General features: G+C 42.3%; 13 protein-coding genes. 2 read left to right on the plus strand and 11 right to left on the minus strand.

Annotation, left to right across the window (positions count from 1 at the left end; translation table 11 throughout):
- Positions 1 to 90 precede the first annotated feature (90 nt).
- From secF to queA, 5 genes are all read right to left on the minus strand, one after another.
- Positions 91 to 1,035 (minus strand): protein translocase subunit SecF, encoded by a 945-nt coding sequence (gene secF / locus J8Z24_RS14630; RefSeq protein ID WP_125252124.1) that lies wholly within the window; start codon positions 1,033 to 1,035, stop codon positions 91 to 93.
- Positions 1,036 to 1,044: 9 nt separating this feature from the next.
- The gene (secD, locus tag J8Z24_RS14635; protein ID WP_128731168.1) at positions 1,045 to 2,904 is read right to left on the minus strand and encodes a protein translocase subunit SecD; all 1,860 of its coding nucleotides are present in this window, start codon (positions 2,902 to 2,904) and stop codon (positions 1,045 to 1,047) included.
- Positions 2,905 to 2,928: 24 nt separating this feature from the next.
- Complete coding sequence (yajC, locus tag J8Z24_RS14640; RefSeq protein WP_125252126.1) at positions 2,929 to 3,267, minus strand: preprotein translocase subunit YajC; 339 nt, start codon at positions 3,265 to 3,267, stop codon at positions 2,929 to 2,931.
- Positions 3,268 to 3,288: 21 nt separating this feature from the next.
- Positions 3,289 to 4,428: a tRNA guanosine(34) transglycosylase Tgt gene (gene tgt / locus J8Z24_RS14645; protein WP_125252127.1), complete on the minus strand. Its 1,140-nt coding sequence runs from the start codon at positions 4,426 to 4,428 to the stop codon at positions 3,289 to 3,291.
- 214 nt (positions 4,429 to 4,642) lie between these two features.
- Positions 4,643 to 5,680 carry a tRNA preQ1(34) S-adenosylmethionine ribosyltransferase-isomerase QueA gene (gene queA / locus J8Z24_RS14650; RefSeq protein WP_125252128.1) on the minus strand — a complete coding sequence of 346 codons (1,038 nt, stop codon included), beginning with the start codon at positions 5,678 to 5,680 and terminating at the stop codon, positions 4,643 to 4,645.
- A gap of 258 nt (positions 5,681 to 5,938) precedes the next feature.
- Between queA and J8Z24_RS14655 the strand changes: the two genes are divergently transcribed.
- Together J8Z24_RS14655 and J8Z24_RS14660 are read left to right on the plus strand one after the other, a co-directional pair.
- Complete coding sequence (locus J8Z24_RS14655) at positions 5,939 to 8,449, plus strand: GGDEF/EAL domain-containing response regulator (protein ID WP_128731167.1); 2,511 nt, start codon at positions 5,939 to 5,941, stop codon at positions 8,447 to 8,449.
- 155 nt (positions 8,450 to 8,604) lie between these two features.
- A complete protein-coding gene (locus J8Z24_RS14660; RefSeq protein WP_125252130.1) occupies positions 8,605 to 8,802 on the plus strand; it encodes a hypothetical protein in 198 nt (65 codons plus the stop codon).
- Positions 8,803 to 9,371: 569 nt separating this feature from the next.
- On the opposite strand, the gene J8Z24_RS14665 is transcribed toward J8Z24_RS14660, so the two are convergent.
- From J8Z24_RS14665 to J8Z24_RS14690, 6 genes are all read right to left on the minus strand, one after another.
- Complete coding sequence (locus tag J8Z24_RS14665; protein WP_252094898.1) at positions 9,372 to 10,262, minus strand: hypothetical protein; 891 nt, start codon at positions 10,260 to 10,262, stop codon at positions 9,372 to 9,374.
- Positions 10,259 to 10,831, minus strand: coding sequence for a hypothetical protein (locus tag J8Z24_RS14670; RefSeq protein ID WP_125252132.1), 573 nt, complete (start codon positions 10,829 to 10,831; stop codon positions 10,259 to 10,261). The genes J8Z24_RS14665 and J8Z24_RS14670 overlap by 4 nt, the downstream gene beginning before the upstream one ends.
- On the minus strand, positions 10,824 to 11,363 hold the full coding sequence (locus J8Z24_RS14675) for an RNA polymerase sigma factor (protein WP_125252133.1): 540 nt from the start codon (positions 11,361 to 11,363) through the stop codon (positions 10,824 to 10,826). The genes J8Z24_RS14670 and J8Z24_RS14675 overlap by 8 nt, the downstream gene beginning before the upstream one ends.
- A gap of 116 nt (positions 11,364 to 11,479) precedes the next feature.
- Positions 11,480 to 12,406: a hydrogen peroxide-inducible genes activator gene (locus J8Z24_RS14680; protein WP_128731164.1), complete on the minus strand. Its 927-nt coding sequence runs from the start codon at positions 12,404 to 12,406 to the stop codon at positions 11,480 to 11,482.
- 109 nt (positions 12,407 to 12,515) lie between these two features.
- On the minus strand, positions 12,516 to 13,784 hold the full coding sequence (locus J8Z24_RS14685; protein WP_125252135.1) for an inorganic phosphate transporter: 1,269 nt from the start codon (positions 13,782 to 13,784) through the stop codon (positions 12,516 to 12,518).
- Between the two features lie 36 nt (positions 13,785 to 13,820).
- Positions 13,821 to 14,498 carry a TIGR00153 family protein gene (locus J8Z24_RS14690; protein ID WP_125252136.1) on the minus strand — a complete coding sequence of 226 codons (678 nt, stop codon included), beginning with the start codon at positions 14,496 to 14,498 and terminating at the stop codon, positions 13,821 to 13,823.
- Positions 14,499 to 14,604: the final 106 nt, after the last annotated feature.

Raw genomic sequence — 14,604 nt, forward strand, 5'->3', positions numbered from 1 at the left:
GAAGTGAATTCAACGCAGTTAGCGCTAAAACTGGCTGCTAGAAAGGCATTAGTTATCCGCAGCTCAGGTTATTTACTCTATAGTCAGTAGTTAAGGCATGGCGTCTAAATCCGCACCTTCTTTTTCAACTTCTACTGGGATCAAGTCTTCTTTGCTCACACCCATTGCAACTGCAACAGAACTGGCAACATAAACTGATGAGTAAGTACCGATGAAAACACCAAATAACAGGGCGGTGGCAAAACCATGAATGGTTTGACCACCCCAAACAAATAGTGCTACCAACACGAGAATCGTCGTGATTGAGGTGACTAATGTACGGTTAAGTGTCTGCGTCAAAGAGATATTAATAATCTCTAATGTGTCATCAATTCGGACTTTGCGGAAGTTTTCACGAATACGGTCTGACACAACGATTGTATCGTTCAAGGAGTATCCTATTACGGCGAGTATCGCTGCTAAAATTGTTAAGTCAAACTCAAGACCAAGAATGGAAAATAATCCCATCGTTAAGACAACATCGTGGAAAAGTGCTGCCACAGCACCTACAGCAAAACGCCATTCAAATCGAAAAGCAACATAGATTAAGATACAGATAAGCGCGGTTAGCATCGCCAAACCGCCCTGCTCTTTAAGATCTTCACCCACGCTTGGCCCGACAAACTCAATACGACGCATAATAACGCTTTCATCTGCTTGTTTAAGTGCAGCTATCAATTGATTACCAAGTACTTCAGCCTTAACATCATCGCCTCTTGGCGCTAGACGTACCAGCACTTCTTGGCTAGACCCGAACAACTGTACCGAGGCATCAGCAAAACCATTTTCGGCCAACACGCTACGCACCTTGGCTAAATCAGCCGGTTGTGAGAAGCCAACTTCAACCGCGGTACCGCCGGTAAAGTCTAAACCAAAGTTTAATCCTTTGACCATAAACGAGCCGATTGACGCTAAAATCAATAACGCCGAGAAAGCCATTGATAGCTTTCTTGCCGACATAAAACGGATAGTGCTTTTTAAATTCAATAATTGCATGTCCGTCTCCTAGATTGATAGCTTGTTAATACGTTTACCACCGATCGTAGCGTTGATTACCGCACGCGTACCAACAATCGCTGTAAACATTGACGTGATAATACCGATAGCTAACGTTACCGCAAAACCTGCAATTGGACCTGTACCAACAGAGAATAGGATCACCGCCGCGATGAGTGTCGTGATATTGGCATCGAAGATTGTACTAAATGCGCTATCATAACCATGGTGTACCGCTTGTTGCGGGCTGCGCCCTTCTGCTAATTCCTCACGAATACGCTCAAAAATCAGAACGTTAGCATCAACAGCCATACCAACTGTTAATACGATACCGGCAATACCTGGCAGCGTAAGTGTGGCACCTGGGATCATCGACATTACACCCACAATCATAATTAGGTTAGCAGCAAGCGCTAGGTTTGCTACCAGACCAAAACCTTTGTAGTACAGCAACATAAAGGCAAGAACAAACGCAAAACCAAGAACAACCGCCGTCATACCAGCTTCAATGTTCTCCTGACCAAGGCTTGGACCTACAGTACGCTCTTCAACAATTTGAATTGGCGCTACCAACGCACCTGCGCGAAGTAGTAAGCTTAGGTTATGTGCCTCTGCCGGACTATCAATCCCAGTAATACGAAAAGAGCTATTTAAACGCGCTTGTATCGTCGCCACGTTAATCACCTCTTCGACTTTGATAGGTGGTAACGCTTTGCCATTTTCGTCTTTCTTGCCTGATGGCTTGTACTCGATGAAAACCGTCGCCATACGTTTACCAATGGCACGTTTTGTAAAGGCGTTCATCTTTGCGCCACCTTTACTATCTAGCTTGATATTAACCTGTGGGCGCTGATATTCATCCATTCCAGATTGCGCACCTGTGATGTGAGTACCCTCAAGAATAACGCGCTTTTTAAGCACCACAGGGTAGCCATCTTTATGCAGAATAACTTCTGTGCCTGGTGGCACTCGACCTTGTGCAGCTGCGCGAACATCGGCATTTTCGTCTACTTCACGAAACTCCAGTGTCGCCGTCGCACCAAGAATCTCTTTTGCACGAGCTGTATCTTGAACACCTGGCAATTGTACGATAATACGTTCACCGCCTTGACGTTGTACGTTTGGTTCAGCAACACCTAGTTGGTTGATACGGTTACGAATAATCGTTTCGTTCTGCTTAATCGCATATTCACGAAGCTCTTTGTACTTGAGATCGCTAAGGCTTGAGAAGAAAGCAAGGCTGTCACTGCTGTCATTGATAAAGTCATTACCAGGATAGCGCTTTCGCAAGAAACTTAATGCCGCATCTTTGTCTTCTTCAGAACGCATAGTTACTTGCACACGTTCACTATTAGATACTCGTCTAACAGTGCGATAGCGTAGCTTTTCCTCTCGCAAGTCGCTCTTAAAGTCTTGCTCCATTTGCTCTAGTGCATTGTCCATCGCTGTGACCATATCCACTTCCATTGTGAAGTGAACACCACCACTTAAATCAAGACCAAGTTTCATTGGATTTGCACCTAAGTCTTTTAACCACTCAGGTTGTGCAGGGGACATATTAATAGCGGAAATGTAGTCTTCACTTAGAGTATTGCGCAGAATATCTTGCGCTTTAAGCTGATCTTCAACGTTTTTGAAGCGGACAAGGATTTGGCCATCTTCAAGCACAGAAGATTTCACGCCAAGGTTATTCTTTTGCAGGGTTTCGTTGACTTGATCTAATACGCTGAGTGTCGCATCCGCTCCTTTTGTGCCAGATACCTGGATGGCCGGATCGCGACCATACAGGTTAGGTGTGGCATAAAGAATACCGATAGCTAACACAGCGAGAACAAGTAAGTACTTCCACATTGGATACTTGTTTAACACTGGACTATCCCTTTATTGTTTTTCTTATAGAGACTTCATTGTACCTTTAGGAAGTACTGCTGAAATCGCTGATTTTTGCACTGTCACTTCAGCTTGGTCGTTTAGTGCGATTACAACAAAATCCTTATCATCGGCTACCTTTGTGATTTTCCCCACAAGTCCACCTTGAGTTAGTACTTCGTCACCTTTGCCTAATGCGCCCATTAGGTCTTTGTGCTCTTTAACACGTTTAGCTTGTGGACGGTAAATTAAAAAATAAAATACCAGACCAAAAATACCTAACATGATTAGCATTTCCATACCGCCACCTGCTGGTGCAGCCGCTGCACTGCTAGCATGCGCGCTTGAGATAAAAAAGCTCATTTCACTTCCTCGTTTATAAAATTAATTATTTTCTGTCAAACCAACGTCAGCCAACTCTGGCACCGGTATGCCACGGCGCGCATAAAAGTCTTCGACAAATTCGTCAAATGTGCCTTCTGACAAGGCGTTTCTCATTCCTTCCATCAAACGTTGATAATAACGTAAGTTGTGGATGGTATTGAGTCGAGCGCCTAAAATTTCATTACACTTATCTAAGTGATGTAAGTACGCTCGAGAGTAATTCTGACAAGTGTGGCAATCACACTCTGCATCCAATGGGCTGGTATCCGTTTTGTGTGCTGCATTACGGATTTTCACCACACCACCGGTCACAAATAAGTGACCATTACGAGCGTTACGCGTTGGCATTACACAATCAAACATGTCAATACCACGGCGCACTGCCTCAACCAAATCTTCTGGTTTGCCCACGCCCATCAAGTAGCGTGGTTTTTGCTCAGGCATTTTATATGCACATTGATCAAGAATATTGATCATGTCCTCTTTTGGCTCACCAACAGATAAACCACCTAGTGCATAGCCATCAAAACCTATTTCTTCTAAGCCCTTTTGCGACTCAGCACGAAGCTCAGGATACATACCGCCTTGAATAATACCAAACAACGCTGACGGGTTATCACCATGTGCTTCTTTAGAGCGCTTTGCCCAGCGTAAGCTCAGCTCCATTGAATCTTTAGCTTCTTTCTCTGTTGCTGGATATGGGGTGCATTCATCAAAAATCATGACGATATCTGAGCCTAAGTCACGCTGCACCTCCATCGCTTTTTCTGGCGACAACATAATCTTTTCACCATTAACAGGAGATTTGAATAGCACACCTTCTTCAGAAATTTTACGCATCGCACCTAGGCTAAATACTTGGAAGCCGCCAGAATCAGTCAAGATAGGCTTATCCCAGTTCATAAAATCATGCAGATCACCGTGCTGTTTGATGATCTCCGTGCCTGGGCGTAGCATCAAGTGGAAGGTATTGCCTAAACAGATGTGCGCGCCCGTTTCTTTAAGCTCGTCTGGGGTCATGCCTTTTACTGTGCCATAAGTGCCAACCGGCATAAACGCAGGAGTTTCTACTACACCACGGTCGAAGATTAAGCGACCTCGGCGAGCTTTGCCTTGTTTGCGATCTAATTCAAATTTCATTGTTACCTCGTTGTCAGAAAAACAGTCCAACATTGATTAAAAAACATGCTAACCCCATATTTAGGGCGGTGATCTTCCGATTCTACCAAGATTAACGGCTCAATTCTAATATTGGGATAAAAAACCCAAAGTCTATATCACGCCGACAACTTTACAGTCAGAAAAAGCAAAATGCCCAGTAATACTGGGCATTTTAATAGCTGTATGGTGTAAATTACTTATCTTGCTTTTGCAAGAACATAGCATCACCGTAACTGAAAAAGCGGTATTGCTTTGCGATTGCAGTTTGGTAGGCATTCATAATATGTTCTTGTCCTGCAAATGCACTCACTAGCATGATTAATGTCGATTCTGGCAAATGAAAGTTAGTCACCATGGCGTCAACCACATTAAAGCGGTAACCCGGGTAAATGAAAATATCGGTATCGCCGTAAAGCGGAGCAATCTCGCCGCCATTCGCTTTTGCGGCAGATTCAAGTGAGCGCACTGACGTAGTCCCTACCGCTATAACTCTCCCTCCTCTCGCTTTCGCCGCTTTAATCGCCTGAACAACGTCTTCTGAGACTTCGATGTATTCTGAGTGCATGACATGCTCTTCCACCGAATCTACTCGCACAGGCTGAAATGTACCTGCACCAACATGTAAAGTCACAAAAGCCATCTCAACGCCTTTATCCTTTAGCTTGGCCATCAACTCATCGTCAAAGTGCAGTCCAGCTGTAGGCGCTGCAACAGCGCCAGGCTTCTCTCCATAAACAGTTTGATAACGCTCTTTGTCTTCATCATCATCAGGTCTGTCTATGTATGGTGGTAAAGGCATATGGCCAATTTTATCTAAAATCGCCAACACGTTTTCTTCGCCTTCAAACCTTAACTCAAATAACTCACCATGACGCTGAACCATTTCAGCGGTTGCTTGGCCTTCAAGCTCAATTTTAGTACCAGGCTTTGGCGACTTACTTGCTCTAACATGAGCGAGTACTGTCCGCTCATCAACGACACGCTCGACTAATACCTCTAATTTTCCACCACTGGCTTTTTGCCCAAACATGCGAGCAGGGATCACTTTTGTGTTATTAAAGATGATTAAATCTTCAGGGTTAATAAGCGCTACAATATCTTTAAAAATCTTGTGCTCGATTTCACCACTATTGCCATTTAAGGTAAGAAGACGACTGCTAGAACGCTCCTTCATTGGGTGTCTTGCAATCAACTCATCAGGAAGGTCAAAACTAAAGTCTGCTACGCGCATGGAAAAGCCTCATTTCGAAAATTGCGCCAAGTCTAGTGCGGTGTTTTAGCGAAATCAAGTGCTTGTAACCTTGCGTAAATACCTTTAACCTAGCGGGTCTAAAATGGCGTTCACTTAAAAGATTTTTCGAAGTTAAAACACAAAGTGCTGTACAATCTTTATTCTTTAAGTTGAAACAATAGCTTATGCCTTTTAGCGCACATTTTATACCGTCAACCGTTGTAATCGTATGCCAGTATCTGGTGAGGTTTTTTTATTGTGTCTAGACAACTAACGTTGCTCATTGTTAACGCCAGTACTCACGAAACGCAAACTTTAACTAAAACGCTCAGCGTATTAGATGTCTTTACTATTATTACTAAATCTGACTCACAAGATGCTTTGAGTTTACTAAAAACTCAACCCGTCGACTTAGTGATTACCGGCCTCAACATCGGTAAAATTGATGGCTGGCGCTTTTCTCGTATGATACGTTCAGGCTTGCTCGCTACCTCAAAAAGTACGCCTATCGTACTTATTCCGCCAACTTATTGTGAGCGTATCGCTGAGACGACCGCGCGCAGCTACAGTATAGATGCTGTGCTACCGTTTGAGCGACAAGATATGCTGCCGCAGATCTTGGCAAACGTATTGTCGACACATCTAGATAAAAGTAGCCGGCTCAACTTACTACTCCTTGAACCGGACCAAAATAAAGCTGAAAAAATTTGTGCGCATCTATCACATAATTTCTCTTGTACGCATGTAAATACAGCAAACAGTGCCCTATCGCTATTTCTTCAGGGTAACTATGCTATCGTCTTAATGGACACAACGACCAACCTTTCTGGCTCCGCTGACGAACTCGTAGAGAGCATTCTAAAACATAAACCTAGTCAAGCAATTGTGACCATTATTGACAAACGTGATGCCGATCATGCTGAGCAACTATTACTACTTGGCGTAACCGACTTTGTTCGGGCACCATACGATATGCCATTTTTAAGTAAAGTATGTGATCACGCCGCACGGCGAGAAGACTTTATGGTGAGTTACGCTGAGTTTGCAAATAAGGTTGAACAGCTAAGCAGAAGTGAAAATCGTTATAAAGATTTGTTTTCCGCACACCAAAGGATCCTCCTTCATTTAAGAACGGTTGTGGTTGAACTTGATTTAGAAGGCGCGATTCGATTTATTAACCCAGCATGGGAATACCTGTCAGGGTTTGGGATAAAGTCTAGTTTGCATACCCAACTACATGACTATATCGCCAAAGAGGAACTAGTAACGCTGCAAACCGTAATGCAAGAAATGCAAAATGGTGAGCGACAGCATGCTCAAATAGAATTACAGCTACGTCATAAAAACGGTCATCTCATTTGGGTGGAGTGCCGTTTGCAACTTATCAAAAATACATCTAGCTCCGTAGCTATCACTGCGACGCTTGATAACATTCATGAGCGTAAACAAGCAGAGTTGCAACTCAGACATTTAGCATTACACGATACACTGACAGGTTTGCATAATCGCTATTATTTTGACCAGCAGCTTAATCAACTGTGTAATGAAGTAAAGTCTACAAATGATATTGAGCATGCCCTGATTTACATCGACTTAGATCACTTTAAAATCATTAATGACAGCAAAGGTCATCAACAAGGCGATATTGTTCTAAAAGAAGTGTCAGAACTGTTTGGGGATGAAATTGGAGAACAGCACCTTACGTTTCGTATTGGTGGTGATGAATTTGCAATTTTACTCAAACATACCGCTTTACTCGATGCCCATATGTATGCGGAAAGTATTTGTATGGCCATTGAAAAGCATAAGTTTCATTTCGAAGATAATGCCTACTCTATTAGTTGCTCGATTGGCTTGACCCAAATTAACAGTGACAATGCTGATCCCAATGAGTGTTTGAAGCAAGCTGATATTGCACTTTATATTGCAAAAAATCTGGGACGTAATCTAGTTCATTGTTACAACAAAGAAGATGAGCAGAACCAAACACTACAAATCGGCTTAGAGTGGGGTCACAGTGTCAGACAAGCGCTACAAAATGACAGTATAGAACTTCATTATCAACCTATTTGGGACTTCAAAAAGCAACAAGTTGCGTATTACGAAGCCTTACTCAGGTTGAAAATCAATGATGAAATCGTGTACCCCAATCAGTTTATCCCCGCATTGGAGCTTTTAAACGATACTTTTCTAATGGATCAATGCGTTATCAGAACTGCGATCAAGGCACTTTCAGAGTTTGATGTGCTCAGCCAAGTGGCGATTAACTTGTCTGCACACTCTTTCTTAGATGAGAGACTGCAACCACATATTCAAGCCTGTCTCACTGAGTATCAGGTAAGTGCGAATCGCGTTATATTCGAGATCACAGAATCAGCCAGTATTAATAATTTAAATGCAACACAGTCTATGATCAAAAATCTAAACGACTTAGGCTGCCATTTTGCTATTGATGATTTTGGAACAGGCTTTAGTACTTTTAGCTACCTAAAACAGCTTCCTGCACAGCATGTTAAGATTGACGGCTCCTTTGTACGAGACATGTTAAATGATCCTATCGACTTGGCTTTGGTCAAGGCTGTAAACGATATCAGTCACTCACTAGACAAGTGTTCGGTAGCTGAATACGTCGAGAATAAAGATATATTTCATAAACTTAGAGAGATTGGTGTGGATTATGGTCAAGGCTATTTTATCTCAAGGCCACTTCCCATCGAGCAGTTGGAATGCAACCTAAAAACTATTTTATCCCTAAAAACAGAGCAGTAACAACTTTATACTAAAGGTTACTTTTACTTCTTGCAAAGTTCACTATAATTAAAGATATCAGTTTAAAATGTCATCAATTTTTAAGGTAACACCTTAAAAATACAGACATTCAAAGGATTGAGCTACATCTTGCTATGGACTTCAAGGGGTAAATTATGCTGTCATTATCGCTTTTTTTAATACTTGCAAACTTGCTCATCGCATATCAGTGCTACCGTTATGCTAGTGCTAAGGGATACCCAGTAAAGTTATTCACGGGGCTTGGACTGCTACCCTATTTTAACTTGGTCGTGTGGGTATACTTACTCTTTCTACCGAACTTGACTACGGCCAAAAATATTGAACAAGCGTAACACTAGATTACTCAATTTGACGTCTATTCTGCAATGAGTAATCCGTGTCGATAACACCAGCATCGCTGCCTGCTATCGCCAAAGTGTCTACGTCCATTCAGACAAAGTACGTTGGAAAGTACTATATTTAATAAAAACAGCATGCCGCTACTCTTGGCATGCTGTTTTTATTAGGGTTCCCGATATAGCGCAGGACGATAACCTGAACTCGGCAAAAAGGTGATGCTCTAGCCACTATCCCTAACCACATCATGACATTTGCTTTGCACTAAGAAATATTTTTTGGCTAGAGTAATATTCCGCTGTAAAGCTTAGGTACTTTTGTTGATTAGCCTATTTCTAACTCTAAGTTCAGGTTATACCAATTTTCTTAATTACGTGGTCTATTTTGAGGTGAGAAAATCTTGTCGATAACACCGCTTCCGCGTCCTGCTCACGCCGAGGTACCTACGTCCTGTAGGCAAGGCAAAAATTTTTTATTTAGTTGTTCTAAATAAAAAATTTTTAACGCGGTTAGCGTCAGATATACTCCTTCAAATTGAGCAAGTATTAAGTCAAATTGGTATTAGTTAGAAGCGGTAGCTAACAGCCGCTTCTTGTAGCTCTGTTGCACTTTTCTTTCCAGTCACACATTGCTGTATCAATGATTTTGGATAGATACGTATTTGTTTGCTATTTGTGTTATTTGGTTCGCTGTAGATAAAACTAATATATTCATCATCAGGCAAGCTGCGTAAGCCGGCACCGTAATCACATAGACTGGTTGCTAAACTCATCGTAAGCGCTTCTTCGAGTGCTCGCTGCTGCTGTACTCTTTCCTTTTCCCTTTTCGCTCGAGATGCTTCTAGACTGCTCTTGAGTTTATCTTTTAAGGCTTTTAATTCGGTGTCTTTATGCGAGAGTTGCACAATACGTTTTTCGACTTCTTTTAAAGACTCACTAAACTTCTGGCTGTCGGCTTCCTGCTCATGCATTTTCGCAAACTCAAGTTCAGCCTTTTCGCGCTCAAGTTCTCTGAGTCTGATCCGGTTTTCTCTTTCTTGCTCAACAGCTTCTCTTACTTTTTCAGCACCCGCTCTTACTTTATCAGCAACATCGGCATAAGCTTCAGAGAAAGCCTCAGCAATTGGCTCTGAGACTTCTACTTCAGCAATCGCGATGTCTAAGTCTGGTAATTCAAACTCACCAATAGCGGCAACGTCGTCAAGGTTCTCTATATGTGATAGCCACTCTAGTCGATGTCGACGTTTCAATACTAATTCAAACACTGCTCCTTGGTCATGAAGGTAGTAACCAGAAACGCTGCGGACTTGATCTTGTGTGTCATGCTGTAGCGCACTAGTTAGTACACGTTCAAAAATAGCCACTTCACGCTGTAAAGATGGATTTGGCGACTCAGCCTGGACCAAGCTTGCACATAATGTTGCAGCTGCGCCTAGGCACAATGTAATTAACTTCATGGTTTACCTCGATACTGTGCTAAATTCTGCGTTGGTGTCTGCTCTACTTGCTCTGCAAGTTCATTTAGTTGCAATCTAAGTAGTGCTTGATCTTGCGCACGTTGCGCTTGGATAAGATCAACCAAGTTATTCATTGCTAAACTTCGTTCTTTGCGATTTTGCTCCACAACTTGGGTCACTAATCTGGAGAGTGCTTCTTGCTCTATCGGTTTCACTTCATCAAACTGGGATAAAACCTTCTGAATTACCTCTTGTTGCTTAGCCAACTGCCTTTGTTGCGCAGTCATTTGCTCGTGTAACCCCAAGTTTTGTAACCATAAACCTGCAACTCCCAATCCTACGACCAACCAAGCAGCTACAGTCGACAATGACCAAGTATCAGTATTTGACTGCTGAGTAAGTTGTGGTGGTGGTGTTTGCACTTGGTACGTCTTGGCATGTTGCTGCCATTGCGTTGCAGCTTGGAGCATGTCACGGTATTCACTGTTATTACGCAGCGCTGCTAATTCATCCTCTGTGATTGGCTTTCCCTCTAACCACTTTGCAAACAAAACATCCAATTTAGCCATGATCACGCACCTCTAGTTGCCCTTTCATTTTGCTAAGCGCGTTATAAAGTCGCGCCTTTACCGTGTTAGTCGATAGTTCAAGTTGCATAGCAATCTCTTCGAACGTGTAGTGTTGGAAAAACTTTAGTTCAACCACAATCCGTTGCTCAAAAGGAAGCTGTTTTAGTGCATCATAAATTTCTTGATTACTCTGCTGTTGAGCCACTCCAGCATCGGGTCCAGCTTGAAGTACCTCCGGCTCTTTCCCTTCAATAGATTCGAATTTCCGCTTACGCATATGGTCAACAATCCTTGCGTGGGTAATTTTAAATACCCAAGTTGAAAACTGAGAGTTACCATTAAATGTATGTAAATTTCGGTGCATACTGATAAATACATCTTGTGCTATATCCAGCGCATCTTGCGGCTCACCCACGAGCCTTAAGCACTGGTTGTATACTCGACTGTGATGCTGTTTACATAATGATGCCCAAGCACCTTGATTGCCTTGTAGTGCTCTTTTTATTAATTGTTTTTCGCTATTAAAAAACACTCAGCTCACTCATTAATTCTTTTATCAGTTAATCGCTGCAAGTATTAAAAAAGTTGTATCAATAGAGAATTTTTTGAAAAAAGCACCATTACTGGTGCGATAGATAGGATTGAATCTTACTTCATACTGTCAGCTTTGGCTTGACACTGTGATGAAATATAGCCTCTAACAAAATCACTAAACAGTCTAAAATCCCTGATCCGTCCAGTAGTACGGCGCCATATTAAGCCTATTTCCCTATAGGCATGATCCTGTGGGGGCGTTGCAATAAGGGGCTTACCTTGTAAGATTCCAGCATTAATGGCCATTTGTGGTAAAAAGGTGACACCATTTTTGTATTCGACCATGCTCAGTAATGTATGCAGATTTGCCGCCTCAAATGGGTTGATACACGCGCTACGATTTAAGTGGCAAGCGCTCAATGCGTGCCCCGTCATACAGTGTTCTTTTTCCAACAAAAAGACGCTTTGCTCTGGTAATAAATTAAAATCTTCTATTGGCTCTGGCACACTATAATCTGCATGACGAACTAAGCTAAAGTGATCTTTGGCTAAGACTTGAGTATGGAACTTATCCGTTCTATATGGCAGTGCAAGCATCGCCATATCGATATGCCCATGCTCTAACTTATCTAATAGGTTATCACTGGTGTCTTCAACTAGCACTAGGTTAAGTGCTTCAAACTCTTTCTTACAAGCTTGATAAAGGGGTGCTGCAATAAAACTCGCAATAGTTGGGATAATACCTAAAGTTAGCTTACCAGAAAGTGGGTTTTTATAGCTTTTGGTCAGCTCTTTCACACTCATAGTGTCATCGATAATTTTCCGTGCTCGCTCTACCACTTCTTCGCCAATGTCAGTAAACATTAGGCTGCGATTTTCACGCTCAATAAGCTGACACCCAAGTGTTTCCTCAAGGTTTTGTATCGCGCTACTTAGCGTCGACTGACCGATAAAGCAAGCTTCGGCTGCTCGGCCAAAGTGTTGATGCTGATGCACCGCAAGAAGGTATTGTAGTTGTTTGATACTGGGTAAATTCGTCACAAGCTTTACTCTTTATTTTCAACAGCACAAATAAAAAGACCCCAACACCAAAGGTGTTGAGATCTTTTCAAGCTAAAAGTCTGTCTTTTTGAAAAGGTGTGGTTTGCTTTTAAACGCCAAACACTAATCTCAAAATGTAGAATATAACAATAGCAAGGGCAGCACCAACTGGCAATGTAATTACCCAAGAAACTACGATGTTACGGATAACACCCATATTCAATGCGGCAATACCACGAGCCATACCTACACCTAAAACTGCACCAACTAAGGTTTGAGTTGTCGAAATAGGTAGACCGGTACCAGAGGCGATAACAACTGTTGAAGCTGCTGCAAGCTCTGCTGCAAAACCACGGCTCGGAGTAAGGTGCGTAATACCTTCACCAATGGTCTTAATTACTTTTTTACCAAGAATCGCAAGACCAGCAACAATACCCAAACCACCTAATGGTAAGATCCACCACGCAAGCGCCGCTTTCTTTGCGATTTCACCATCATTTTCAACAATATTTACTACTGCTGCTAGAGGACCGATTGCGTTTGCTACATCATTTGAACCATGTGCGAATGCCATACAACACGCTGTTAGCACCATCAGAATAGCAAATACTTTTTCAACGTTATTAAACTGCATTTGCTTATCGGCATTTGGATCCATCTTCAATTTAGAAATTGCAAATTTACCGATGATACCAATCACGATAGCAATACCGATTGCCAGCGCAAAACCTTCAAAAGTACCCATGTTGATACCGATGTGTTTTAGTCCCTTCTTAATGGTAACTAATGACATCACAAAGCCCGCTAGACCCATATAAATAGGGACGAAACGCTTGGCATTTTCTAGTGGTTTATTGGTATCAAAGATAAGCTTTTGTGCACTCATGAAAATAAGATAGGCGATAAAGCCTGAAATAGCTGGAGTAATTATCCAACTACCAACTATCCCTGCAACCTTGCCCCACTGGATAGCTTCACTACCTACCGCGACCAGTGCGAAACCAATGATAGCACCGATAATTGAGTGCGTAGTTGATACCGGCCAGCCCAACATAGAAGCTAATAATAACCAGCTACCTGCGGCAAATAATGCTGATATCATCCCCAATATCATAAGTTCAGGAATATCAATAAAAGGAGTAGAGTCAATGATCCCTTTTCGGATCGTTGATGTTACTTCGCCACCCGCAAGATAAGCACCCGCGAATTCAAAGATCATAGCAATAATAATTGCTTGTTTGATGGTAAGTGCTTTTGAACCTACCGAAGTACCCATCGCATTAGCAACATCATTTGCGCCAATACCATAAGCCATGAAGAAACCAACTGCTGCGGCAACTAAAACCAATACCGTGCCGTAGGATGCAATAAAATCCATAACAAACCTTACTTTATTTTCAAAGATCGATTTTTATTAACGAGCTAACATCAGCTCAAGACGTGAACCAACGCGCTCTGCAATATCCGCAAGACCACCTACCCACTCGATGATTTTGTATAAGAACATCGCATCAATCGGGTTTAGCTCGCCTTCAACAGCACGTAGCTCTTGACGAATCTTTATTTGCATTTCATCGGTATCTTGCTCAATAGCATCTAACTCAACGAGCATTTTTTCAACGAGTGTAACCTCACGGCCTTTAAAGCCAGTCTCAAGTAACTCGTCAAGCTCATTGATTGCTTCAGATGCTTGTTTAGTCGCGTCTACACAACGAGTGACGTAAGCAAGAAAGTCTTTTTGAATGGATTCAGGGATCACCATTTCACGACCGATAACGCGACCGGCGATATCTTTCGCTTTGTTGGCAATCTTATCTTGGTGAGTAATTAGTTCCAGTAAGTCAGTCCGTTCTACTGGCATAAATAAACCGCGAGGCAACTGTAAGCGAACTTCACGCTTAAGTTCATCTGCTTCACGCTCAAGGTTTCGGATTTCAATGCGAATTGCATCCGCTTCCGCCCACTCCCCTTTGAAGACATGGTTAAAAAATGGGATCAAGGCCGCACTGGCCTGATGGACTATTTTTATATGCTCTTCAATTGGCTTAATAGGAGATTTAGCAAACACTCCTAAAAACGCGTTACTAGGCATAACTGACCCTTAAATCATATTTGTATGCATGTGCAAAGAGTAATTTTACAGCATTGAGCGCCGTTGTGAACGGTTTTATTACAAGTTTAGATGAACTTAGCATGAA

It is taken from the genome of Pseudoalteromonas sp. SCSIO 43201 (assembly GCF_023716725.1).
Classification (GTDB): Bacteria; Pseudomonadota; Gammaproteobacteria; order Enterobacterales; family Alteromonadaceae; genus Pseudoalteromonas; species Pseudoalteromonas peptidolytica.

Excerpts from the sequence above, each read along its gene's own strand:
- queA (WP_125252128.1), bottom strand. The coding sequence starts at position 5,680 with ATGCGCGTAGCAGACTTTAGTTTTGACCTTCCTGATGAGTTGATTGCA.
- tgt (WP_125252127.1), bottom strand. The coding sequence starts at position 4,428 with ATGAAATTTGAATTAGATCGCAAACAAGGCAAAGCTCGCCGAGGTCGC.
- yajC (WP_125252126.1), bottom strand. The coding sequence starts at position 3,267 with ATGAGCTTTTTTATCTCAAGCGCGCATGCTAGCAGTGCAGCGGCTGCA.
- J8Z24_RS14665 (WP_252094898.1), bottom strand. The coding sequence starts at position 10,262 with ATGAAGTTAATTACATTGTGCCTAGGCGCAGCTGCAACATTATGTGCA.
- J8Z24_RS14685 (WP_125252135.1), bottom strand. The coding sequence starts at position 13,784 with ATGGATTTTATTGCATCCTACGGCACGGTATTGGTTTTAGTTGCCGCA.
- J8Z24_RS14660 (WP_125252130.1), top strand. The coding sequence starts at position 8,605 with ATGCTGTCATTATCGCTTTTTTTAATACTTGCAAACTTGCTCATCGCA.
- secF (WP_125252124.1), bottom strand. The coding sequence starts at position 1,035 with ATGCAATTATTGAATTTAAAAAGCACTATCCGTTTTATGTCGGCAAGA.
- J8Z24_RS14690 (WP_125252136.1), bottom strand. The coding sequence starts at position 14,498 with ATGCCTAGTAACGCGTTTTTAGGAGTGTTTGCTAAATCTCCTATTAAG.
- J8Z24_RS14670 (WP_125252132.1), bottom strand. The coding sequence starts at position 10,831 with ATGGCTAAATTGGATGTTTTGTTTGCAAAGTGGTTAGAGGGAAAGCCA.